The following is a 23,422-nucleotide window of genomic DNA, read 5'->3' as shown; positions in this document are numbered from 1 at the left end:
GGAAGTCGAATCCGACGGAAGCGCCGTCCCTGAACAACGGCCGCCCGGATGCGCAGGATCGAAGGCATCCGATTCGAAGGAGTTCACATGAAAACGCTGATCGTCTACGCACATCCGGAGCCGCGCTCGCTCAACGGTTCGCTGAAGGATCTGGCGGTGGCCACGCTGGAGCAGGCCGGGCACGAGGTGCGAGTCAGCGATCTGTACGAGATGCGCTGGAAGGCGGTCGCGGACGCCGGGGATTTCGGCCCGTCCGCTTCGAGCCCGTTGAAGGTCGTCGCGGATTCGGGGCGGGCCTTCGACACCGGAACCCTCACCCCCGATATCCGCGCCGAACAGGAGAAGCTGCTGTGGGCGGACACGATCATCTTCCAGTTCCCGCTGTGGTGGTACACGATGCCCGCGATCCTCAAGGGTTGGGTCGACCGGGTTTTCACCTCTCACTTCGCGTACGGCGTCGGCGAGCACAGCGATGTCAAGTACGGGGAGCGTTACGGTGAGGGGACGCTCGCGGGCAGGCGGGCGCTGCTGTCGGTGACCGTCGGCGGCCCGCGGCCGCACTATGCCGAGCGCGGAATCAACGGCCCGATCGACGACCTGCTGTTCCCGATCCACCATGGGATCCTCTTCTACCCGGGCATCGAGGCGCTGCCGCCGTTCGTGCTGTACGGCACGGACCGAACCACCGATGACGATTTTCCCGAGATCGCCAAAGCCTGGGAACAGCGCCTGCTCACCCTGGACTCGACCGAGCCGATCGCGTTCCGCCGCCAGAACTTCGGCGACTACGAGATCCCATCGCTGCACTTGAAGGCGGGGCTGGAGCCCGCGGGACGCTCAGGTTTCGGACTGCACGTGAATTCCCCCTCATAAATAACCATAACACACCGACTCGCCGAAAAATAGAGTTTTTCTCGCCGACCCACGGAAATGAGATATATCCGAAACTTCGAAGCCGAATACTTGACTATCGAAGGGCCCGAATGTCATTATTGTAGTAGCAACCGGTTCGGATTCCGGAATTTTATTTCCCATCACCTCTCGACATCCACCGAATATGGGTGTAATTTCGGCTGAGCGTTGGCCGCCGCCTGCCCAAACCTCGATTCACGACCCCATTGAATTCGTCCCGGAATCGGGTCGTCGTCATCGAGTTCCGCGGGCGGTACGGAATTGATCTACGCATAGTCGGTGGGCGCCGGGCATACGCCGGTGCACGGGGTGGAAGGACGCATGGTGGCAACTAGCTCTCGAACCGAATCCAGGGACGGGGTACCCGGAGCCCCGAGGCGGGTCTCCTTCGCGAAAATCGCCGAGCCCATGGCCATTCCGAATCTGCTTGCGGTGCAGACGGAATCGTTCGCCTGGTTGATCGGCGCACCGGAGTGGCGGGCCGCTCGTGGTGACGTCGGCCTAGTCGGTGGACTCGAGGAGGTGCTCGAGGAGCTTTCGCCGATCGAGGACTTCTCCGGTTCCATGTCGTTGTCCTTCTCGGATCCGCGCTTCGAAGAGGTGAAGGCCTCGATCGATGAGTGCAAAGACAAGGACATGACCTACGCGGCGCCGTTGTTCGTGACCGCGGAGTTCATCAACAACAACACTGGTGAGATCAAGTCCCAGACGGTGTTCATGGGGGATTTCCCGATGATGACCGATAAGGGCACGTTCATCATCAATGGCACGAGCGTGTTGTGGTGTCGCAGTTGGTGCGTTCGCCGGGTGTGTATTTCGATCACTCGGTCGACAAGGGCACCGAGAAGGATCTGCACAGTGTGCGGGTGATTCCGTCGCGTGGTGCGTGGCTGGAGTTCGACGTCGACAAGCGTGACACCGTGGGTGTGCGTATCGACCGTAAGCGTCGGCAGCCGGTGACGGTGTTGTTGAAGGCGCTGGGTTGGACGACCGAGGAGATCGTCGAGCGGTTCGGTTTCTCCGAGATCATGATGTCGACCTTGGAGAAGGACAACACCGCCGGTCAGGACGAGGCGCTGCTGGATATCTACCGGAAGTTGCGTCCGGGTGAGCCGCCGACCAAGGAGTCGGCGCAGACGCTGTTGGAGAACCTGTTCTTCAAGGAGAAGCGTTACGACCTGGCCCGCGTCGGCCGCTACAAGATCAACAAGAAACTCGGTGTGCCGCAAGACGATCGGGTGACGACGGCGCTCACCAAAGAGGATGTCGGCACGATCGTCGAGTACCTGCTGCGCCTGCGCCGGGGCGACCGAACCATGACCGTGCCGGGCGGTATCGAGGTTCCGGTCGAGATCGACGATATCGACCACTTCGGCAACCGCCGCGTGCGCACCGTCGGCGAGCTCATCCAGAATCAGATCCGAGTCGGTCTGGGCCGCATGGAACGGGTGGTCCGGGAGCGGATGACGACCCAGGATGTCGAGGCGATCACGCCGCAGACCCTGATCAACATCCGCCCGGTGGTCGCCGCGATCAAGGAGTTCTTCGGAACCTCGCAACTGTCGGTGTTCCTGGATCAGAACAATCCGCTGTCGGGTCTGACGAATAAGCGCCGCCTCTCGGCGCTCGGCGCGGGCGGCCTCACCCGCGAACGCGCGGCGCTGGAGGTGCGGGATGTGCACTACACCCACTACGGCCGCATGTGCCCGATCGAGACGCCGGAAGGCCCGAATATCGGTCTCATCGGGTACCTTTCGGTGTTCGCCCGGGTGAACCCGTTCGGGTTCATCGAGACGCCCTATCGAAAAGTGTTGGGCGGCAAGGTCACCGACGAGATCGACTATCTCACCGCCGATATCGAGGACCGGCACGTCGTCGCCCAGGCCGACGAACCGCTCGACGCCGACGGCCGATTCCGCAACGCGCGCATCACCGTTCGGCGCGCGGGCGCGGAAGTCGAGGTGGTCGACGCGTCGGAGGTCGACTATATGGATGTGTCGCCGCGTCAGATGGTGTCGGTGGCGACGGCGATGATTCCGTTCCTCGAGCATGATGACGCGAACCGTGCGCTGATGGGTGCGAATATGCAGCGTCAGGCGGTGCCGTTGATTCGGTCGGAGGCCCCGTTGGTGGGTACCGGGATGGAGTTGCGGGCCGCGGTCGATGCCGGTGATGTGGTGGTGAACGAGAAGTCCGGTGTGGTGGAGGAGGTTTCGGCCGACTACGTCACGGTGATGGCCGATGACGGCACCCGCAAGTCCTATCGGATGCGCAAGTTCAACCGGTCCAATCAGGGCACGTGCTCGAACCAGCGTCCGATCGTGGACGAGGGCCAACGCGTGGAGGCCGGGCAGGTCCTCGCGGATGGGCCGTGCACCGAGAACGGTGAAATGGCGTTGGGTAAGAACCTGCTGGTGGCGATCATGCCGTGGGAGGGCCACAACTACGAAGACGCCATCATCCTGTCCCAGCGTCTGGTGGAAGAGGATGTGTTGACCTCGATTCATATCGAGGAACACGAGATCGACGCCCGCGACACCAAACTCGGTGCCGAGGAAATCACCCGCGACATCCCAACGTCTCCGACGAGGTCCTCGCCGACCTCGACGAGCGCGGCATCGTGCGGATCGGCGCCGAGGTCCGCGACGGCGACATCCTGGTCGGGAAGGTCACCCCGAAGGGTGAAACCGAACTCACCCCGGAAGAACGCCTGTTGCGGGCGATCTTCGGGGAGAAGGCCCGCGAGGTCCGCGACACCTCGCTGAAGGTGCCCCACGGCGAGTCCGGCAAGGTCATCGGGATCCGGGTGTTCTCCCGCGACGACGATGACGACCTGCCCCCCGGCGTCAACGAACTCGTGCGCGTCTACGTCGCCCAGAAGCGGAAGATCCAGGACGGTGACAAACTCGCCGGCCGCCACGGCAACAAGGGTGTCATCGGCAAGATCCTGCCCACCGAGGACATGCCGTTCCTGCCCGACGGCACCCCGGTCGACATCATCTTGAACACCCACGGTGTGCCGCGGCGTATGAACATCGGCCAGATCCTGGAAACCCACCTCGGGTGGATCGGCAAGGCCGGATGGGACGTCGACGCCGACGGGTCGGGCCGCCCGGACTGGGCCAAGGCCCTGCCCGAGGAAATGCTGGCCGCCCCCGCGGATTCGAATATCGCGACCCCGGTGTTCGACGGCGCCCGCGAAGAAGAGTTGACCGGCCTGTTGGGGTCGACCCTGCCCAACCGGGACGGGGAACGCATGGTCGACGCCAACGGCAAAGCCCAGTTGTTCGACGGGCGTTCGGGTGAACCGTTCCCGTACCCGGTGGCGGTCGGCTACATGTACATCCTGAAACTGCACCACCTGGTCGATGACAAGATCCACGCCCGCTCCACCGGCCCGTACTCGATGATCACCCAGCAGCCGCTCGGTGGTAAGGCCCAGTTCGGTGGCCAAAGGTTCGGGGAAATGGAGTGCTGGGCCATGCAGGCCTACGGCGCCGCCTACACCCTGCAAGAGCTGCTCACCATCAAATCCGACGACGTCGTCGGACGGGTCAAGGTCTACGAAGCCATCGTCAAGGGCGAGAACATCCCCGAACCCGGCATCCCCGAATCGTTCAAGGTCCTGCTCAAAGAGCTGCAATCCCTGTGCCTCAACGTCGAAGTACTCTCCTCCGACGGCGCCGCCATCGAACTACGCGAAGGCGAAGACGAAGACCTCGAACGCGCGGCAGCCAACCTGGGAATCAACCTCTCCCGCAACGAAGCCGCAACCGTCGACGATTTGATGAACTAGGTCCGCACAGGGCCAACAGCCGTGGGCGTACCCGAATTGGGGTACGCCCACGACCCGGCGGACCGGCGAGACCTTCCTACTTCTCGATGTTTTCGAAATCGAACTGTCCAGCCCAGTTGAGTTCCGCCTTCTTCACCTTGTCCGAACGGCCCCCTGCCGCAATGTAATCGAACAGCGGGATGCTGGGAAGGTCACGGAGCAAAAGGGTTTGGGCTTGGCCGACCAGTTTGTCCGACTCCGCCTGGGTCGGGGCGGCCAGTGCCTGGTCGATCAGATGGTCGAATTCGGGATTGTCGTAGTTGGTGTTGTTGTATCCGGCGGTGCTGTAGTAGTTCGAGGTCAGGAACTCCAGCATCGTCGGATAGTCGCCCTGCCAGCCGTAGCGGAACCCCTTGCCGATCGTCTTGTTCGTGATCGCCGACCGCATGTCCTTGAAGGTCGGATACGGTGCGCCGGCGGCGTCGATACCTAGGGTGTTCTTGATGCTGTTGCACACGGCGTCGACCCAGGCCTGATGGCCGCCGTCGGAGTTGTACGCGATCTGGAACTGGCCCGACCACGGGGAGATCGCGTCGGCCTGCGCCCACACCTTCTTGGCTTCGTCCGGGTTGTAATTCAGCACATCGGCCCCGGGCAGGTCCGAGTTGAAGCCCGGCAGCGTCCTCGCGGTGAAGTCGCGCGCCGGGACACGGAGGTCATGGAAGATCTTGTCGGCGATCAGCTTCCGGTCCACCGCCATCGAGATCGCCTTGCGGCGCAGCACGCCCTCCTGTCCACCGAAATGCGCCATCGTCGGTTGCACGCCGACATGCGAATTCTGCGCGGTGGGTTTGGTGATGGCGCGGTCGCCGAGGTCCTTCTTATAGGTGGCCAGCGCGCTATCCGGAATGGTGTCGAGGGTATCCAGGTTGCCCGCCTGCAGATCCGCGTACGCGGTGTCGAGGGACTGGTACATCACCATCCGCAGACCCTTGTTCTTCGCGGGCCTGCTGCCCTTGTAGTCCGGGTTCGGCACCAGGTCGACCTGTACGTTGTGCTGCCAGGCGCCGTTGCGCGCGAACTTGTACGGCCCGTTGCCGATCGGGTTCTCGCCGAACGCCTTCAGATCCTTGAAGGCCACCGCGGGCAGCGGATAGAACGGCGCGTACGCCAGCTCGGCCTCGAAATCGATCGACGGACTCTTCAGCGCGACGGTGAAGGTGTGGTCGTCCACCACTTGCAGACCCGACATCGTCTGCACCTTCGGATCTTTCACGCTCACATCGTCGTAGCCGACGATCGAGCTGAACACGTAGCCCTGAATCTGGGCGTTGGTGCCGAGCGCCGCGTAGTTCCAGGCGTCGACGAATGATTTCGCGGTCACCGGGGTGCCGTCGGTGAATTTCCAGTCCGGCTTCAGGGTGATCTTGTAGTGGATGCGATCGTTCGTCTCGATCGACTGGGCCACCTCGTTGTAGGCCTTGCCATTCGCGTCGTAGTACTTCAGGCCCGCGAACAACCGGTCGACGATGCGGCTGCCGTTGTTGTCGTTCTGGTTGGCGGGTAGCAGCGGATTCTGTGGTTCGCCGAGATTGGTTCGCACGACGCCCGTGTCGTCGCTGCTGCTGGACGAGCAGGCGGTCAGCGCCAGTCCTGCGGTCAGCAACACCGCGGCGCCCAGCGCGGCGATTCTGTCGAGCCTCAACGGGTTCTCCGATCGACAAAGCAGAGTTCGAACCGCCCGGCGCGGGGTGCCCGCACCGGGACGGTCCACTTGTGATTCCCTCGGACAGTAATCAATCAGAACGTCCAGTGTGATCGGATCGACCGACCAATCCGGCGACCGGCGGTCCCGCCCCGCCCGCGACCACGCCGGAATCGTGATCATCGCGCATCCGGTTCACCCGGAAAAGCCCGCGGGGCCGTGGTATCACTGACCGAATGCGGCGTGCCGCGTGCTCGCGGCCGGTCCCGTCGACGCACGGAGGTACGGCAACGGAAGATCCCCAGTTGGTCCGGCGATCCCATCCGGGCATGCGGCCGCTCCGAAGGCCATGCGGATGTGTGGTGGTGCCGAAACCCTTGTTCTGATTGGCCTTTCGGATCGGAGTTCTATGCGCTCGTCTGTTCGTCTGTGTTCGATTGCCATGGCCGCCGCGCTGGCCGTGCTCGCCGGGGCGGCAACGCCCGCGCAGGCCCACGCCCAAGCGCCCGGGCCGGTCGCATCGCTGGGACCCGATTTCCTTTGGGGCGTCGCGGCTTCCGGATTCCAGACCGAGGGTTCGGCCCCGGATAGCAACTGGACGCGCTATATTGCCCGGTCGGGATACGAGCCCTATCTGAATTCCGTTGACAGCTATCACCGTTTCCTCGAGGACATCGCCCGCGCGGCCGCACTCGGCGTCAAGGTGTACCGCGTCAGCATCGAATGGGCTCGGGTGCAACCGCGTCCGGACGGGTGGGACGAGGGCGCATTCCTGTTCTACGACGCCCTCATCGGCGCGATCACGGCCGCGGGCATGCGGCCGATGCTGACGCTGGACCACTGGGTGTATCCGGGTTGGGTGTCCGGTGACGGCGGCTGGCAGGACGACCGAATGGTGCAGCGGTGGCTCACCGGCATGCGCCGGGTGGTCGACCGGTACGCGAACCGGAATCCGTTGTGGGTCACCATCAACGAGCCGGTCGCCTATATCGTGCAGGAGCTGAACAACACCGGCGTGCCCGGAGCCGACCGCGACCGGGTGTTCAACGCGATCGCGGACCGAATGGCGCAGGCGCACAACGGAATCTACGACTACATCCACGGCGTGCAGCCGGGTGCCATGGTCACCAGCAATGTCGGATTCGTCGCGAAGGCCGACGAGCAGGTCAACGGGCCGTGGGTGAACCGGATCCGGGACCGGCTCGATTACGTCGGGGTGGACTACTACTTCGACGCGGTCGCCGACCCCAGGGCCGTCGCCCGCTCCGCCGCGGGCAGCGACACGCTGCAACTGTGGGAGTTGCCGCTGGCGAGCGAGGGAATCTACTACGCGCTGCGGCGCTATCAGCGAATCTTCCCCGGCAAGAGCCTCTACGTCGTCGAGAACGGCATGGCCACCGAGAACGGGCTGCCGCGTCCGGACGGCTACGACCGCGCCGACTACCTGCGCGATGTCGTGTACTGGTTGCAGCGCGCACGCATGGATGGCATCCCGGTGATCGGCTACAACTACTGGAGCATCACCGACAACTACGAATGGGGTTCCTACACACCGCGTTTCGGCCTCTACACGGTGGATGTCCGCAGCGATCCGATCCTGTTGCGCCGCCCGACCGACGCCGTCGGAGCCTACAGCGAGATCACCAGGAGCGGCGGCGTGCCCGGAAACTATCTGCCGACCCGCCCGCCGGCCGGCTGCTCCCAGATCGATCCGCCGTCCAGCTGCGACGATCCGATCACACTTCCGGGGGTGTAGCCACCGCAATCGCGTTTTGCGGATGCGCGACCCGGCGGATGGTGACTACCTTCGCGATCATGGCGAGTGATGCAGCCTTCGATGACAGGGCCGTACTGGACACCGATGTGCGACGCGGGCCGCGGCGCCGCCTCGCGCTGCGGATCCCGCTGCTCAGCCCGGTTCTGGACAAATTGGCGGGCGACCGGCACGCCATCATCGACCGGGTCGTCACCGCGCCCGCGCCGCTGCAGCCGATCGATCTCACCGACGACGCCAGGGTCGCGGAGGTGCTCGAGCTGGCCGTGCGGGTCGGTGAGGTGGTGTTGGCGTCCGGCACCAGCGTGATCGATACGACCGCTCAGGTCAGGTTTATCGCCGAGACGTACGGGCTGTCGCAGTGCCACATCGATGTCACCTACGACGCGATTCGCATCTGGGCCGACCGCGGGCCGCTGCTGCCGCCCGCGAGCACCATGCGCGTCGTGCACCATCGGGCGCTCGATTTCACCCGATTGGCCGCGGCCGACCGGCTCACCCGCCGCATCCGCCGGGAACTGCCGCCGCCGGAGGAGGCCCGCGCCACGCTCGACGCCATCGTGGCCGCGGCCCACCCGTATCCGCGCTGGGCCGCGACGCTGGCGTGGTCGTTGCTGGCCGCCGCCATCGCGGCGCTGCTCGGCGGCGATCTGATCGTCGCGGCGGTCAGCTTCGTCGCGACCGCCGCCATCGACCGCACCAACCGGGTGCTCAACCGGTACGGGCTGCCGTTCTTCTTCCAGCACATGGTCGGCGGCGCGATCGCGGCGACACCGGCGATCGTGCTGTCCACGCTGGCCGAACCACTGGGCATCAAGGTGGACGCCACCCTGATCATCGCCGCCGGAATCACCGTGCTGCTCAGCGGTTTACAGCTGTTCGGCGCGGTGCAGGACGCGATAACCGGCGCGCCGATCACCGCGTCGGCGCGCATGCTGGAGGTGATGATCATGACCGGCGGCATCATCGCGGGCATCGCCTGCGCGCTGCGGGTCGGCGAGATCACCGGCGCCACCGTGCCCGCGATCAATATGAATCCGGGCCGGGACAGCACCGACCTGGTGCTCAAGGTGGTCGCGGGTGCGGTGGCGGCGTTCATGTTCGCGCTCGCCTGCTACGCCGAGCGGCGAGCGCTCGCGGCGGCCGCATTCGGCGGCGCGGCGGGCACCATCTGCTATCTGCTGGTGCAGGACGCCGGATTCGGCCCGGTGGTGTCCTCCGGGGTCGCCGCGACGATGATCGGCCTGGCCGGCGGTCTGCTCGCGCGGCGCGCGCTCACTCCCCCGCTGGTCGTCGCCGTCGCCGGAATCACCCCGCTGCTACCGGGCCTCAAGGTGTATCGCGGCCTGTACGCGCTGCTCAACGATCAACTCATCCTCGGAGCCAACCAACTGCTCGCCGCCTTCGGCGTCGGCTGCGCCCTCGCCGCGGGCGTAACCCTCGGCGAATGGTTCGACCGCACCGTCCGCAGACCCCGAATCCTGCGCACCGACGGCACAACTCGCCGCCCCATCTTCTCCCGTCGTTCCGGCACAGTGTGATTCGCGGCTTCCGGATGTCGGCCGCGTGGCCGGTAGGGTCAGGTCGCCCGGGCGGACTTGGAGCACCTGTTCGTATCCGGCTCGGCGAACCGACTGCTCAGCGAGTTCGTCGCCGGGCTGAACCGACTGCGCGGCGGTGCGTCCCTTCCCGCGACGACCTGATGGTTATCGCAACCGCGATCCGATCAGTTGCGGTAGATCGCTACGTAAGCGTTGGTGGCTGTCCCAATACTGGTGGGCCCCAAACACGAGGCCGTGCCCTGACCGGTCGGGGCGAAGGAACCACTCCATGAACCCTCGTAGGGACCGATTGCCATGAGCGGAAAGGCGTTCGGAATACCGTGCAGGCCAACGCATTCGACGATCAGGGCGTACTCCCTGCCAGCAGGCGCGTCGGTGTCGTGACATGTCGCTGTCGCGCCGAACAGGTCTCGCGTGACGACACAGTCCTGTGGTGCGGCTTCGGCTGTCCCCGAACCGATTACCGCGGCAAAGCCCAGCACCGATACGGCCCCGACCGCGACCCGTGCGGCGGCGATTGTCGGTTTTCTCATGTGAAATCCTCCCAATAGGTCATCCGATCATCGGATTTCGACCTCGGGTCGTTACGGCGGTGAGCTCACCCGAGGCCACTATCACCGCCTGACCTGCCAGGTCTACCCGGTCGCCACGCAGGTGCATGCGTACGATGCCGCCGCGCTCCGATGCCTGTTCGCCGACCAGTTCGTTCCGGCCGAGCCGGGCCGCCCAATATGGGGCCAGCGTGCAGTGCGCCGAGCCGGTGACCGGATCCTCCGGTAAACCGAACGCCGGGTAGAAGGCTCGGCTCACCATATCGATGCCCGGTCGATCACCGGGTGCGGTGACGACCAGACCGCGTGCGTCCCACGTGGATACAACAGCCAGATCAGGTTGCACGGCACGGACTTCGGCCGCATCGGCCACCGCCACGATCACATCGGATACACCTCGGCCGACGAATTCGACCGCCACACCGGGCAGGGCTCGCTCGACGGGCACCGTCGCCGGTTCGGGCGGGTCGGCCGGGAAGTCCATGTGCACCCAGCCGTTCTCGGCCCGGCAGACCAGCGGGCCGCTGCGAGTCCGGAACACGTGCTCGCCACCGAGCACGTGCGCGGCCGCCAGCGTGGCATGCCCACAGAGATCCACTTCCTTCGCCGGAGTGAACCACCGAAGCCGATCACCATGTACGAAAGCGGTATCCGAATGTTTGAACTCGGCGGCCACCGCCTGCATCCACGCATCATCTGCCGGAGCGTCCAGTAAGACGACACCTGCGGAATTACCGGCGAACGCGGAATCGGTAAAGGCATCCACCAACCAGAAGCGCATGGCCAAGCGTAACGCCGCGACATCGCGGCAAGAGACCACCGAGCCGATCGAAACACCCTGCCCAGGCATGCATCCGGACATAGCTGCGGTTACGCTGAGCCGATTCGACCGGAATGGGGGGCGAGATGGCTCGTCGTGATGGGTTGCGCCGCAAGCGAATGAGCGCACTGTGGTATCTGCTGTCGCCGCCGGCGCTATTGGGCGCCGGCGTCTGTTTGATCATCCTGCTCGTTTCAGTGGTGTTCGTGCATCCGCATGAGCTCGGGCGGCCGGTGCTACTGGATGCGGACGCCTCGTACCAGCTCAGCGGTTCCGTCAGCACCGGTGACCACATCATGTGCGCATTCCGGCCACCGGCCGGGCAGCCGCCCTTCGATCGCGAATTCACCGTTCCCCAAGCACATCCGGAAAACACAGTAAGACGACCACTATCGGCACGTTCGCCGTGCCGAAGTCGGGCACCTATACCGTCGATTGCCGATCGAACGGCCAACCCGTGCACCGGGCCTCGATCGACCCGCCTACCCCCGAGTGGGTCAGCATCGATATCGCCATCGGTTCCGCCCTGCTTCTCTTCGGCATCGCGTGGCCGATCTATGTATTCCTGCGCCGCAGGCGATTCAGCCGCAGCGGCACACTCGAAATCATGAGCGAAGTCGCGGACTTCTGAGCATTTCGCCTTTGAACGAGTGCAGCCCGGCCACGCACAGGGTCTGCTCGGCATCGAACCATTCAAAGGTGCCGACCGGACGAAAGCCCAAGCGGGCCGCCGAGGTGAGCCCAGACCGCGACACCGCGGCCCGACCGATCCGAAACGGCTGTCGCCCAAGATCGAATTCCGCTGTTCGGAAGGGGAATTGAAAGCTCGCCGCCGAAGGTTTGAGTTCCTGCCCGCGAGGCACTACCGGTTCTGGAGGGGCGGTCTCGTCGAAGGAGGATGAGGTGGCTGTTGTGTGGGTGATCGTAGTGGTAGTGCTGATCCTGGCGGTCGCCGTAGTGCTGTGCTGGCCGCTGATCCAACGGCAGCGACTACGCAGGCGGTTCGGTGCGGAATACGACCGGGCCGTGGCCGACCATGCGGACCGTCGGTCGGCCGAACGCGAGCTGAAGGACCGGGAGCGCAGGCATTCGCAATTGGAGCTGCGGGAGCTGCCCGCCGAACGCAAGCGGCACTTCGCCGACGAATGGGCAGGCGTGCAGGAGCAATTCATCGACAACCCCGACGAGGCGGTACACGCCGCGGATCGGCTCGTCACCGAGGTGATGGCCGAACGCGGCTATCCCACAACGGATTACGATCAGCAGGTGGCGGACCTCTCGGTCGAGCACGGCGGGGTACTGGACAACTACCGCAACGCGCACGCCATCGCCCTCCGGCACGACGGCGCCTCGACCGAGGATATGCGGACCGCACTGGTGCACTATCGCGCGCTGTTCGCCGAACTGCTGGACGGGAATTCGCACGACGCGCAGCGCGGTGACAAGCACGCGACGGGATCCGAAAACCACAAGAAGGACGTGCTGCCATGAACGAACGAACAACGGACGCGACCGAACGCGACGATGCCGAGACCGGCCAGCATGCCGCAGGCCGCGACCCGAAGCTTGCCGCAGTACACCGTCAAGCCGAGCATGAAGCGCCGCAGGCGAAGACGACAGCACCACAATCCGGCCCGAGCACGTCCGATACCGACACATCCACCGAATCGGCGGTACACGATATGCGTGAGGCCGGTATCGCAAGCGAATCCTCAGGTCCGCAACCGCTCTCGGAGTCCGATCGGCTTGCCGCGCAATCGAATTCGGGGCAGGAACCGATCGAGCCACTGTTCGTCGCGGCCGACCGGGAGCGGCTGCGCGACCGCTGGCGCGAACTGCAGATCGCCTTCGTCGACGATCCACGCGCCGCGGTCGAGCAGGCGCACGAACTGGTCGGCGCGACAATCGATCAGCTCACCGCCTCCTATGCCGATCGGCACAAGCGCATGTCCGACGAATGGTCGAGCGGCGCGGGCGATACGGAGGCGCTGCGCACCAGGTTCCGCGAATATCGCGTGTTCTTCCAACAGCTGCTGTCGACCTGAGCTATTCGGCCGGTTCACCCTCGGCCGACCACCGCCGCGAGCAATTCCCCTGCGGCGCCGCCGAGTTCGCGCGGCGCCCGCCAGACGGCCCGCAGCGTGCGGTGCAGGTCGAGTTCGGTGACGCGCACCGGGCACAGCTCGCCGCGCGCGAGCTGGTCGGCGACGACGAGGGTGCTGAGCACGGCCGGGCCGACACCGCCGAGCACGCTGGCCCGGATCGCGGCGGCGCTGCCGAGTTCCAAAAGCGGTTCGGCACGCGGATATTCGGCGAGCGCGAGATCCAGTGTGTCGCGGGTACCCGAGCCGGGCTCGCGGACCAGCAGCGGGGTCGCGGCGAGTTCGGCGGTGGCGAGCGGGCGTTTGCGCCGCGCCCACGGATGCCGCGGCGCCACCACGACCACCAGGCTGTCGCGCGCCACCGCGACGCTGTGCAGCCGTGGCGGCACGGTGGGGCATTCGACGAATCCGAGGTCGCATTCGCCGGCGAACAGTTCCTCGAACACCTGTTGTGAATTCTTGACCTGCAGGTGAATCTGGATATCCGGTCGCTGCCTGCGGAATTCGCCGAGCCAAGCGGGGAGCAGGCATTCCGCGACGGTCAGGCTGGCGGCGATGGTGAGTTCGGCCGCCCGGTCGGCGCGCAGTGCGTGCGCCGCGTCGACCAGCCGGTCCAGGTCGGCGAGTACCTCCCGCGCCCAGTGCGCCACCACGGTGCCCGCCGGGGTCAGCCGGGAGCCGCGCGGGCTGCGTTCGACGAGTTGCAATCCGAGCCTGCGCTCCCACTGCCGCAGCGCGCGGCTCGCATTCGGTTGTGCCATACCGACATTCCGGCTCGCGGCACCGAGGCTGCCCTGCTCGTCGACGGCCACCAGCAACTCCAACAGCACCAGATCGGGCCTCGACATGTCCCGATCATATGGGGTCGGAGCTCATATCACCGGGATATGAGGTGATAGCCGGATCGGCTCTACCGCCGCCGATCCGCACCCCGCACCGTGATGGGGTGACAACCGAAGCGACCGGCAATCGAAAAACCCTGCCGGGCAAGACATCATGGACCAATCGCCGGGTCGCCGAATTGCGTGCCGCGGCACCGGGACTGGGCCTCGCCTGCGCGGTCATGGCGATCGTGCTGACGATCAACCACTATCTGCCCGCGCTGAGCCCCCTGCTGGTCGCGATCGTGCTCGGTGCGGTGCTGGCGAATGTCGTTGCGCTGCCGCAGCGTTTACAGCCGGGCCTGCAATTCTCCGGCCGCAGACTATTGCGTTCGGGAGTCGCGCTGCTCGGCTTGCAGCTGACCTTCAGCGATATTCTCGGACTCGGCCCGGTGGCCATCATCGTCGTCGTCGCGATCGTCGGATCGGGTATCGGATTCACCATGTGGCTCGGCCGGTTTCTCGGCATCAGCTGGAGCCAGCGGCTGCTGATCGCCTGCGGCTTCTCCATCTGCGGCGCCGCGGCGGCCGCAGCGGTGGACGGCGTGATCGACGCCGAGGATGAGGAGCTGTTGACCGCGCTGGCACTGGTAGTCGTCTTCGGCACCGTGATGATCGGCGTAATCCCCTTGTTGGCTGATACTTTCGGACTCGATCAGCACACCGGCGGCATCTGGGCCGGCGGCGCCATCCACGAGGTGGCCCAGGTGGTCGCGGCGGGCGGCGCGATCGGCGGTGCGGCGCTCACCGTCGGGGTGGTGGTGAAGCTGGCCAGGGTCGTGCTGCTCGCCCCGGTGCTCGCGATCGTCGGCTGGCAGGTGCGGCGCACCAGCCCCGACCGGGCCGCCGCGAAAAATGTTCCGCTGATGCCGCTTTTCGTGCTCGCCTTCCTCGGCTGCGCCGCGCTGCGCACCACCGGCATCGTGCCCGCCGGGGTGCTCGGACCGGCGAAACTGCTGCAAACCGCGCTGCTCACCGCCGCCATGTTCGCCATCGGCGCGGGGGTCCGGCTCACCGCGCTCGCCAAGGTCGGGCCGCGCCCGATTGTGCTCGCCGCCGCGAGCACCGGCTGGATCGCCGCCGTCGCACTCGGCGGTGCGCTGCTCGCGGGCTGATCAGCTCGAGCTAATCGTGGCGCGGCTCAACCGTTTCCGGAAAGCGCTGGTGTATGCGCTCGATATAGCGCCGGACGTTGTGCAGGTCGACGCGTAGCGCGCGGGCTTCGTCCGGCCGCCGATTCCGCTCGGCGACGTCGACCGCGCGCGTCAGCGAGATGATCTGTGCGGCAAGGGCGTCCAATAGCACACGGGCCTGCGCCACATCCGGGTCCTCCGACATTCGGAGTTCATATCACGTTCCGGCGCAATATACGGGCCGCTGCGCGCGATCGATACCGGACGATAGCTGTTCACACCGCCGCCGCGATCGCCCGGATCACCTCCTCCATCTGCTCCGCATGGGTGCGCACGCTCAACGGGCACATGCGAACGGTGTAGGCGCCCGCCACCTCGGTGCTGGACAGGAAGTACCGTCCGGCGCCGTTGATCCGTTCCAGCAGTTGCCTGCTCGCCGCCGTGCCGTCGCGGTGCCGGAATCCGACGACGGTCAGATCCGGCGCCCACGGCACCTCCAGTCGCGGTATCCGCATCAGCTCGCGATGGGCGAATTCCGCGAGTTCGAGCTTTTCGGTGAGCGCTCGGCGGAACGCGCCGATCCCGTGCAGGTGCAGCGGCAGCCACAACCGCAAACCTCGCCACTCCCTTGATAATTCGGGGCCGATGTCGGCGTAGTCGGGCAGACCGGCGCACCGTTCGATATCGTGCAGATAGCTGCCGTCTCCCGAATGGGCTGCCCGCAGTGCGCTTTCCGAGCGCACCAGCACCACCCCGGTCCCGTACGGGAGGAACAAGCTCTTGTGCGGATCGAGCACGATCGAATCCGCCCGCTCGATGCCGGTCAGCAGCGCCCGCCCGCGCTCGGTGAGCTGGAACGGCGCACCGTACGCGCCGTCGACGTGGAACCACAGCCCCTCGCGTTCGGCCAATTCGCCGAGTTCGTCGAGCGGGTCGATCAATCCGGTACTCGTACTGCCCGCCGCCGCGGCGAGCAGGAACGGTCGTAGCCCACGCGCCCGATCGGCGGCGATCATCTCCGCGGCCCGCCCGGCATCCATCCGCAGTTCCGCGGTGGACGGCACGATCCGGATCCGGTCGTCCGGCAGTCCGCACAGCCGCGCCGCCTTCGCGATGCAGTGGTGCGCGTATTCGCCTACGTAGAGCACCGAATCCGGGCCGCCGCCGCGTTCGCGCGCCGCGACGACGGCGGCCAGCGTCGCCAGCGATCCGCCGGTGGTTATCAACCCGCCGGCCCCTTCCGGCAGCCCGAACAGGCGACACAGCCAGGCGATGACGCTGTGCTCGATGGCGACGAGTTCCGGTGCGAGCGCGGCGAATCCGGTGAAGCGGTTGAGCGACATGGCGACCATCTCGCCGATCGCGGCGCTGATCAGCCCGCCGGCCGGAAAGTACGCCAGATAGCCCGCGGACGCGGTGTTCAGTCCGCGATCGGCGGCATCGCCGACCATCGACAACAGCTTGTCCAGCTCGCCCGGCAGCTCCGGCGGCGGCGCGAGCAGCGGATTCGTCGCCCCCGGGCGCCACACCGGCGTCCGCGGCCATTTCTCGACCTGTTCCGCTACGAAATCTATTGCGCGCATGCCCATTTCACGAATGGCCTCGGCATCGGGCTCCAGTGGGAATTCCGTCATTCCGCGACGGTAGAACGCGACCGGTCGGCGATTCTTGTACGTGATTGCGGTCAGCGAGCTCCGCCCGTCTGCGCCCGATAGATACCCGGCGGCATTCCGACGATGCGGCGGAAATGCCTCGACATGTGCGCCTGGTCCACGAATCCGGTTTCGGCCGCCGCGGCCGCGAGCGGGGTACCGGCCGCGAGCAGTTCGCGCACCCGGCGCACCCGCAGTTGGTTGAGGTATGCGAACGGCGGAAGTCCCAACTCCGCGTGAAATGCCCGCAGCAGCGCGAACTTTCCGGTTCCGGCGTGCTCGGCCAGCTCATCCAGGGTCGGCGGTGCGGCCATCCGCTCGTGCAACATGGCCCGGGCCAGCGCGACATCGCGGCGGCCCGCGGTGCGCACCGGCCGCGGTCGCCGATCGCCGTGCCGGGTGAGCAGCAGGCCGAGCGCGGCGTGCAGCGCCGAACTCGCGGCGAGCCGGTCACCGCGTTCGGCGGCCCGGTGCGCGACGCGAATACCGTTGGCGCACAGGTCGTCATACACTACGGACCGCCGGAACTCCGCCGCGCCGGTCGACAGTTCCCGTGCCACCGCGCCGACCAGGGCCGGGCTCGGATATATTGCGCGATAACCCCATTCGCCCGGCGTCGCGGGCCGCCCGGTGTGCACCTGCCCCGGGTTGATCAGGATGAGTCCGCCGGGCCGCACCACCTCGTTGTCACCGCGGATGCCGAGGCGCTCGCCGTTTATCTCGTTCAGCCCGATGGCGAATGCCTCGTGACTGTGCCTGGTGAATTCGTGCCGCCGGTACCGGGCCACCACCAGATCGACGTCGGCGACGGCCGGATGCCGCCAGTACCTGACCTGTTCTGCCACGGTTTCATGATCCCTCGGCCATCCGCCTGCCGGGACCCCGAGACCGAGGGCGTGCGCCGGGAACCGGTTGACGGCATGATCATTCGGATAATTGATCTTTCCCAATCGATTCGGACGAAAGGAAGCCCGATGGCCGGTTCGAAGCGGTGGTTCGCCGCCGCGCTCAGCGGTTTTCTGTGCTGCTCAGCGCTTTTCGGCTCCCTGGCCCCGAATGCGGCCGCGGCGCCGTTCGGCAAGAACCCCGACGGCAGCGTTGCGCCGCCCGGAGCGAACGATTGGAGCTGCGCACCGAGCGCCGCACATCCGGAGCCCGTGGTGCTCGTCCACGGAACCTGGGACAACCAGAACGCCTGGGACGTGCTCGCGCCGCGGCTGAAAGCCGTTGGCTACTGCGTCTTCTCGCTGAACTACGGCCGAGACGCCACAAGTTTGTTCGGGTCGATTCCCGGCCAGTACGCGACCGGCGATATCCGGGCATCGGCACGGGAGGTCGGCGCGTTCGTCGAGCGGGTGCGGGCCGCGACCGGGGCGGCGAAGGTCGCGCTCGTCGGCCATTCGCAGGGTGCGGTGGTGTCCCGGCAGTATGTGCGGTTCGACGGTGGCGGCGACCGGGTCGGCCACCTCATCACCCTGGTCGGATCGAATCACGGCACCTCGTACCAGGGACTCGTCAACGCCAATCGCGTCGACACCCCGCAGAGCCCGGAGCATATGGCCGCGCCGCTGCTCGGCGTCGCGATAGTGCAGCAGCTGGTCGGCAGCGAATTCCTGCACCAGCTCAACGACGACGGCGAAACCGTGCCCGGCATCGACTACACGGCGATCGCCAGCCGCCTCGACGACGTATCGCGGCCGCCGGAGGAGACATTCCTCCATGCGGGCCCCGGCGCGACAGTGCACAACGTGATGGTCCAGGACCTCTGCCCCGCCGACCCCTACCTACACGCCACCCTGCCCAATTCACCAACCGTCGCCTACATCGTCGAGCGCGCCCTCGATCCCTCCTTCGAGGGCAACCCCTGCCCCTAGCAGGATGGCCGGGTCGGTAGGCGCAGTTCGTCGCCCTTGCCGATCGTCTTGCGGCCCAACGGGGTTTCGAGGGTGACCGGGCCGCCGTCGGTCACGGTGACCGTGGTGGTGGACTTTTCGATGCGCACCGTGAGCCTGCCGTCGCCGACGGCCAGGCCGCGCACCGTCATGCCGTCGCGAAAACCGCTGGGCAGCATGGGGTCCAGGCGCGGACCGGAATCGGTCCAGCGCAGGCCGGTCGGGCCGTAGAGCAGACCTTGCAGGAAGCCCGCCGAGCCGGTGACGAAGATCCACGCCGACTGTCCTTGGGCGTTCGCACCGGAGCGGTCACCGCGCGCCTCGGACTGAAAACCGTAGGGCGGGCGCACATATGGCTGTGCGCCCTGATCCAGGAATTCCTGGGTGCGGCACGGATCGTATTGCGCGCTCAGGATCGCGCCGACGCTGTTGCTCATATTCGGGCCGCCCGGATCGGTCCGGTCGAAGTAGTAGTGCAACGTATCGACCGGCGAATAGCCTTGCCCCGCATAGGAGAACGGATAGCTGAGCAGCACCGTGTCGGCCTGCTTGATCGGCGCGCCCGCGTAGCCGAGGTATTCGGCGGGCACACCGGGCACGATATCCGGCGGCATCGCCATATTCGCCTCGATATCGGCCCACCGCGGATCCACCGGCAGACCCGCCAATTGCGCCGCGCGCCTCGCGATTCGCATGGTGTTCATGACACCGCCGTTGGTGAGGGCGTTGTCGACCGAGGTCGCGACGTATTCGTCGGCGCCACCGACCGGCGCGTAATGGTATTTGCCGTCCGGCAGTTTCGGGCCGACCCTGGCGGTGAGGTAGTCGGCGATCGCGGCGATCACCGGTGCGCCGTCGGCGCGCAGCCACTGCTCGTCACCGGTCGCGAGATAGTACTGCCACTGCGCCAGCACGATTTCGTTGTGCAGATGCTCTTCCACCAGGCCGCACACCGCGGGTGACGCGCAGCGCTGGCCCGGGCCCTCATCCCACGGATACAGCGCGCCGGGCAGACCGTAGGCGTGCGCGTTCGCCTGTGCCGCGGGCAAAGCCGCGACCCGGAATTCGACGACGGTGCGCGCCAGCTCCGGATACAGCGCGAGAAGCGTTGGGAAGATCCAGGTTTCGGCATCCCAGAAGGTGAGCCCGCCATAGTCGTCCGAGGAAAGACCCGCGGGCTGCACCGACCACCGGTCCCCCGCCCGCACGCTGGCCAGTACCGAATACAGGGCGGTGCGCACCCAGCGGCCGTAATCGTCGCGGCCCGCGATCCGAATCGCGGGCCGCCACAGCGCATCCCACGCCGCGACATGCTCGGTGCCGACCGCGTCGAAACCAGCGGCGCGGCCCGCTTCGGCGGCGGCCGTCGCGGCGGCGCGGGGGTCGGGACCGTAGTCGTCGGAGGAGATGCCGACGTATTTGACGAAGCCATAGCTGCCGCCGTCGCGCACGTCGAGCGTATAGGCGATGCCGTCGCCGCCGGGCAGCGCGGATCCGGCGGCACCCGCCGGTGCGTCCACCGCGGAGACCAGGTACGCGGTGTCGTCGGTGCCGTCCGCGCGCACCCCGACCACGGTCCGGCCGAGACCGGGATCGGCGGCCGCGGTGATCACCGACGCGCGGCGGGCGGCCGCCCGATCGATCAGGTCGGTCACCGTGAGCGGGCCCGAGAAGTGCGGGCGCACAGTCACTTTCTGCACCGCCAGATCGGGACGCGCACGCGAGACGAAGGTTTCGTATGTCAACTCCACCGGATGATCAGCGTCCGGCGTCCAGGTCGCCAGGGTGGTCGCTTTCGCGGCGCGAAAATCCATGGTCTGCCGGTAATCCCGGACCGTGGCCGGGTCCGTATCCGGTCGATAGGCCTGCCCCGCCGCCTCGACGGTGAAGCCGGACCACGCGGGCAGCGCCGCGATCACCTGGGTGTTGTTCCACGAAAGTTGCGAGCGCGCATAGAAACCCGCGAGATAGGTGCCTGTGTACCTAGGTTCCTGCAAGGGAAATGCCGTGCGCACGTCGTCGCCGTAGCCCTGGTAGCCGCCGCCGCTCGGCGGCAGCATGGTTCCGATCCGGCCGTTGCCGAGATACGGGGCCGCCCGGAAGTCCTGCGGCGCGAACGTATCCGACGTGGCCGCCCACTGGCCGGAATCATCGGTCTCGGCGCGAACCGGCCGGGCCAGATAGGCCGACGGCAACATGACGATGGTGAGCAGGACCAGTGCCATGCGCACGATGCCGTACCGCATCCGCGATCCCCGGGCCGATGCCATCCGCGAGTGTCCTCTCGACGAGCGTATTCCATCCACACCACAGCCCCGGCTGACACACTATCGACCGGCGGACCTGATCCCCGACAGGCACGCACGTGATGGTGCCAACACAAACAGCTCGTCCGGAAGCCGGGGAAACTACCGGTTGTGCAATTCAGCGCACCGGCGGCAGGGTGCGCTCGTCTGGGTCGACATCGGGCGGCATATTCGCGCCGTTGTTCGGCACATCCGGCCGGGGAGCGTTGGCCGCGCCGCGAATTTGTTGTCCCGGCGGCGGGAAATCGCAGTAATTCCACTTCGGCAGGGTGCCGTCCTGAACCACCTCGGATTTGATCGGCGTCGACCGGTACTGGCAGTACGGCCGCAGCCAGATATCGAAGATGGCGTGGAATTCGTTCTCGTGCGCCGGAACACCCAGCGCCGCACCGCCGAGCGCCAAGGACGGGAACAGCGCCCGCAGCGCGGAATTCCGCAGCTGCGCCGCCCTGACGATGGCCGAGAGGTTCGTGAGCAGGCCGGTGATCGGGTCGGCACTGCGGTCGAGTACCGCACCGAGCTCGGTCAATTGTCCTGGCGCGCTGTCCAATACGGTGCGCAGTTCGGCATTGGCTCGATTCAGCTGATCGACCAGCACGCCCGAATTACGGGTCAGGGTGGTCAGATCCGGTTGAGCGTGCTTGGTGGTCGCGGCGATGGTGCGCAGGTCGGTGATCAGATTCGTGGTCTGCGGCAGCAGATTGTCCAGACCGGCGGCGGCCAGGCTGAGCCCATCGACCGTGTGCCGCAGCTGATCCGGGCCGCCGCTCAGCGCGGTATCCAGCTCGCCGAGTATCACCCCGATCTTCTCCGGGTCGAGCTGGGTGATGAGTGCGCTGACATTGTCGAGCAGCGACCACACCGGCGTCGGCGTGTGCACCCGCCGCGGATCGAACGGCACCACAGCCCCGTCGTCGAGGTACGGCCCGGCGTCGTGCGCCGGACGAAAATCCAGGTACTGCTCGCCCGCCGCGGACAATCGGGCGACGGCGACATCCGTGTCGACCGGAATCCGGTATTTCGCGTCGATCCTCACCTCTGCGGCAATCGAATTCCCGGCATCGACCACGTCGACCTTCGCGACATCGCCGACCCGTACCCCGCGCATGGTGGCATCACCGCCCGACTGCAGGCCGCCCGACGCGTCGAGCAGCACCGTGACGGTGTAGGTCGAGCGCAGCGGATTCACCCGCATCACCGAAACCAGCAGATATCCGCCGCCAACGAGCAACACCAGCACCAGGCTCAGGTTCGCCAGCAGCAGCCGGTGCCGCACAAGGGTTTTCATCGCGGCCCCGTCAGCCGGGCGGTGATGATCTGCAGCACCTGCATCAGGCTGCCGACGAAATCCGCCATATCGGTCAGATCGAAGAATTTGCTGGTGCCGGGGGCCGTCAGCAGCCCGATATCGAGGTACTGGATATTCGCGTACGGCGCGAGCGCGCTGCCGCGGAAGGTGGCATCGACATACGGCCGGATCTCGTGGAAGGCGTCCTGCAGCGCGCCGAAGGTGTCACCGGTGGCGGCCAAGGCGGACATCAGCTTTCGGGTGTTGTCCAGCAGCCCGCGCAACTGTTCGGTCGAGGAGTCGGCGTAATCACCGAGCGCCGCACTGACGGTCGCCACCTTCGCGAGTAATTCCCCCAGCGCCCTGTTGTTTTCGGCGATCGTGCCGAGCAGCGGCGGCAAGGTCTCGGCGACCTGCCCGAGTTCGGCGTGATTCGCCTCGATGGTGGCGGTGAGCGCGTCGAATCCGGCCAGCGCGCCGTCGATTCGGGAGCTGTTGTCGTGCAGGGTGGTGAAGGTGCTCGTCGTTTTGGTGATCAGATAGGACAATTCGTCGGCGCGGCCGCCGACCGCCGCGTCCAATTCGTCGGTCAGCTGCGCGATATCGGCGATGCCGCCGCCGTTGAACAGCAGCGATACCGAAACCAGCAATTCCTCGACGGTGGCGCCCGCGGAGGTCTGCTCGATCGGCAGGGTGTCGCCCGCGCGCAGTTTCGGACCGTCCGGAGCCGCGTTCGGTTCGGCGAGCGCGATGAACACATCGCCGAGCGGCGTCGCCTGCCGCAGCTGTGCCGTTGTGCCCCTTGGTAATTCGATATCCTTGCGGATATCGAGCTCGACCTCCGCCCGATAATTGTCGACATCGATGTGCGAGACCACCCCGACATCCGAACCGCCGACCTTCACCTTCGCCTGATCCGGCAGGTTGAGCACATTCGCGAAGATCGCGTGTATCGGGTAGGTGGCTTCGAACATTCCCTTGGACGGCAAGGGCAATCGCTCCACCGTGACCCCGCAGCCCGCGGTCGTGGCCAGGACCGCCGCCGCGATCAGCGGCATACCAGCCCGCC

General features: G+C 66.4%; 18 protein-coding genes and 1 pseudogene. 9 read left to right on the top strand and 10 right to left on the bottom strand.

From position 1 onward, the window contains the following. Positions 1-87 precede the first annotated feature (87 nt). The gene (locus tag F5544_RS17705; protein ID WP_167474212.1) at positions 88-873 is read left to right on the top strand and encodes an NAD(P)H-dependent oxidoreductase; all 786 of its coding nucleotides are present in this window, start codon (positions 88-90) and stop codon (positions 871-873) included. A gap of 360 nt (positions 874-1,233) precedes the next feature. Next, positions 1,234-4,708, top strand: a pseudogene (locus F5544_RS17700) (DNA-directed RNA polymerase subunit beta). Between the two features lie 76 nt (positions 4,709-4,784). Here F5544_RS17700 and F5544_RS17695 read toward each other — a convergent pair. Continuing rightward, positions 4,785-6,392, bottom strand: a complete 1,608-nt coding sequence (locus F5544_RS17695; protein WP_238847301.1) for a peptide ABC transporter substrate-binding protein — start codon at positions 6,390-6,392, stop codon at positions 4,785-4,787. 409 nt (positions 6,393-6,801) lie between these two features. Here F5544_RS17695 and F5544_RS17690 point away from each other — a divergent pair, with 409 nt between their 5' ends. Together F5544_RS17690 and F5544_RS17685 are read left to right on the top strand one after the other, a co-directional pair. Continuing rightward, positions 6,802-8,148, top strand: a complete 1,347-nt coding sequence (locus tag F5544_RS17690) for a family 1 glycosylhydrolase (protein WP_167474210.1) — start codon at positions 6,802-6,804, stop codon at positions 8,146-8,148. A 143-nt stretch (positions 8,149-8,291) separates the two neighbouring features. Then, complete coding sequence (locus F5544_RS17685; protein WP_238847464.1) at positions 8,292-9,707, top strand: threonine/serine ThrE exporter family protein; 1,416 nt, start codon at positions 8,292-8,294, stop codon at positions 9,705-9,707. A 185-nt stretch (positions 9,708-9,892) separates the two neighbouring features. Here F5544_RS17685 and F5544_RS17680 read toward each other — a convergent pair whose 3' ends face one another. Together F5544_RS17680 and F5544_RS17675 are read right to left on the bottom strand one after the other, a co-directional pair. Then, positions 9,893-10,261, bottom strand: a complete 369-nt coding sequence (locus F5544_RS17680) for a hypothetical protein (RefSeq protein ID WP_174867348.1) — start codon at positions 10,259-10,261, stop codon at positions 9,893-9,895. A gap of 19 nt (positions 10,262-10,280) precedes the next feature. Continuing rightward, positions 10,281-11,129, bottom strand: coding sequence for a PhzF family phenazine biosynthesis protein (locus tag F5544_RS17675; protein WP_238847300.1), 849 nt, complete (start codon positions 11,127-11,129; stop codon positions 10,281-10,283). 268 nt (positions 11,130-11,397) lie between these two features. Here F5544_RS17675 and F5544_RS17670 point away from each other — a divergent pair, with 268 nt between their 5' ends. From F5544_RS17670 to F5544_RS17660, 3 genes are all read left to right on the top strand, one after another. Then, the gene (locus F5544_RS17670; RefSeq protein WP_167474208.1) at positions 11,398-11,730 is read left to right on the top strand and encodes a hypothetical protein; all 333 of its coding nucleotides are present in this window, start codon (positions 11,398-11,400) and stop codon (positions 11,728-11,730) included. A gap of 272 nt (positions 11,731-12,002) precedes the next feature. Beyond that, on the top strand, positions 12,003-12,590 hold the full coding sequence (locus F5544_RS17665) for a hypothetical protein (RefSeq protein WP_167474207.1): 588 nt from the start codon (positions 12,003-12,005) through the stop codon (positions 12,588-12,590). Further along, a complete protein-coding gene (locus F5544_RS17660) occupies positions 12,587-13,144 on the top strand; it encodes a hypothetical protein (protein WP_167474206.1) in 558 nt (185 codons plus the stop codon). The genes F5544_RS17665 and F5544_RS17660 overlap by 4 nt, the downstream gene beginning before the upstream one ends. A gap of 14 nt (positions 13,145-13,158) precedes the next feature. Here the strand turns inward: F5544_RS17660 and F5544_RS17655 are convergent, their stop codons facing one another. After that, entirely contained in the window at positions 13,159-14,049 is an 891-nt protein-coding gene (locus F5544_RS17655) for a LysR family transcriptional regulator (RefSeq protein ID WP_167474205.1), read from the bottom strand. Between the two features lie 98 nt (positions 14,050-14,147). On the opposite strand from F5544_RS17655, the gene F5544_RS17650 reads away from it, so the two are divergent. Then, a complete protein-coding gene (locus F5544_RS17650) occupies positions 14,148-15,197 on the top strand; it encodes a YeiH family protein (protein ID WP_428847148.1) in 1,050 nt (349 codons plus the stop codon). Positions 15,198-15,207: 10 nt separating this feature from the next. On the opposite strand, the gene F5544_RS17645 is transcribed toward F5544_RS17650, so the two are convergent. The 3 genes from F5544_RS17645 to F5544_RS17635 form a co-directional block, all read right to left on the bottom strand. Beyond that, positions 15,208-15,420 (bottom strand): hypothetical protein, encoded by a 213-nt coding sequence (locus F5544_RS17645; RefSeq protein WP_167474203.1) that lies wholly within the window; start codon positions 15,418-15,420, stop codon positions 15,208-15,210. Positions 15,421-15,490: 70 nt separating this feature from the next. Then, positions 15,491-16,849 carry a pyridoxal phosphate-dependent decarboxylase family protein gene (locus F5544_RS17640; RefSeq protein ID WP_167474202.1) on the bottom strand — a complete coding sequence of 453 codons (1,359 nt, stop codon included), beginning with the start codon at positions 16,847-16,849 and terminating at the stop codon, positions 15,491-15,493. Positions 16,850-16,899: 50 nt separating this feature from the next. Beyond that, entirely contained in the window at positions 16,900-17,712 is an 813-nt protein-coding gene (locus F5544_RS17635) for an AraC family transcriptional regulator (RefSeq protein ID WP_167474201.1), read from the bottom strand. Between the two features lie 129 nt (positions 17,713-17,841). On the opposite strand from F5544_RS17635, the gene F5544_RS17630 reads away from it, so the two are divergent. Then, a complete protein-coding gene (locus F5544_RS17630; RefSeq protein ID WP_167474200.1) occupies positions 17,842-18,741 on the top strand; it encodes an esterase/lipase family protein in 900 nt (299 codons plus the stop codon). Here F5544_RS17630 and F5544_RS17625 read toward each other — a convergent pair. The 3 genes from F5544_RS17625 to F5544_RS17615 form a co-directional block, all read right to left on the bottom strand. Beyond that, a complete protein-coding gene (locus F5544_RS17625; protein ID WP_167474199.1) occupies positions 18,738-21,005 on the bottom strand; it encodes a glycoside hydrolase family 65 protein in 2,268 nt (755 codons plus the stop codon). The genes F5544_RS17630 and F5544_RS17625 overlap by 4 nt on opposite strands. Before the next feature lie 178 nt (positions 21,006-21,183). Continuing rightward, entirely contained in the window at positions 21,184-22,353 is a 1,170-nt protein-coding gene (locus F5544_RS17620) for an MlaD family protein (protein WP_167474198.1), read from the bottom strand. After that, positions 22,350-23,411, bottom strand: coding sequence for an MCE family protein (locus F5544_RS17615; protein WP_167474197.1), 1,062 nt, complete (start codon positions 23,409-23,411; stop codon positions 22,350-22,352). The genes F5544_RS17620 and F5544_RS17615 overlap by 4 nt, the downstream gene beginning before the upstream one ends. Positions 23,412-23,422 lie beyond the last annotated feature (11 nt).

The organism is Nocardia arthritidis (assembly GCF_011801145.1).
Classification (GTDB): Bacteria; Actinomycetota; Actinomycetes; order Mycobacteriales; family Mycobacteriaceae; genus Nocardia; species Nocardia arthritidis_A.
The sequence above is the reverse complement of the archived record's forward strand: the minus strand, read 5'-3'. Positions and strand labels throughout refer to the sequence as shown.

Coding starts and splice junctions, on each gene's coding strand:
- F5544_RS17705 (WP_167474212.1), top strand. CDS start 88: ATGAAAACGCTGATCGTCTACGCACATCCGGAGCCGCGCTCGCTCAAC.
- F5544_RS17690 (WP_167474210.1), top strand. CDS start 6,802: ATGCGCTCGTCTGTTCGTCTGTGTTCGATTGCCATGGCCGCCGCGCTG.
- F5544_RS17680 (WP_174867348.1), bottom strand. CDS start 10,261: ATGAGAAAACCGACAATCGCCGCCGCACGGGTCGCGGTCGGGGCCGTA.
- F5544_RS17675 (WP_238847300.1), bottom strand. CDS start 11,129: ATGCCTGGGCAGGGTGTTTCGATCGGCTCGGTGGTCTCTTGCCGCGAT.
- F5544_RS17660 (WP_167474206.1), top strand. CDS start 12,587: ATGAACGAACGAACAACGGACGCGACCGAACGCGACGATGCCGAGACC.
- F5544_RS17655 (WP_167474205.1), bottom strand. CDS start 14,049: ATGTCGAGGCCCGATCTGGTGCTGTTGGAGTTGCTGGTGGCCGTCGAC.
- F5544_RS17645 (WP_167474203.1), bottom strand. CDS start 15,420: ATGTCGGAGGACCCGGATGTGGCGCAGGCCCGTGTGCTATTGGACGCC.
- F5544_RS17640 (WP_167474202.1), bottom strand. CDS start 16,849: ATGACGGAATTCCCACTGGAGCCCGATGCCGAGGCCATTCGTGAAATG.
- F5544_RS17630 (WP_167474200.1), top strand. CDS start 17,842: ATGGCCGGTTCGAAGCGGTGGTTCGCCGCCGCGCTCAGCGGTTTTCTG.
- F5544_RS17625 (WP_167474199.1), bottom strand. CDS start 21,005: ATGCGGTACGGCATCGTGCGCATGGCACTGGTCCTGCTCACCATCGTC.
- F5544_RS17620 (WP_167474198.1), bottom strand. CDS start 22,353: ATGAAAACCCTTGTGCGGCACCGGCTGCTGCTGGCGAACCTGAGCCTG.
- F5544_RS17615 (WP_167474197.1), bottom strand. CDS start 23,411: ATGCCGCTGATCGCGGCGGCGGTCCTGGCCACGACCGCGGGCTGCGGG.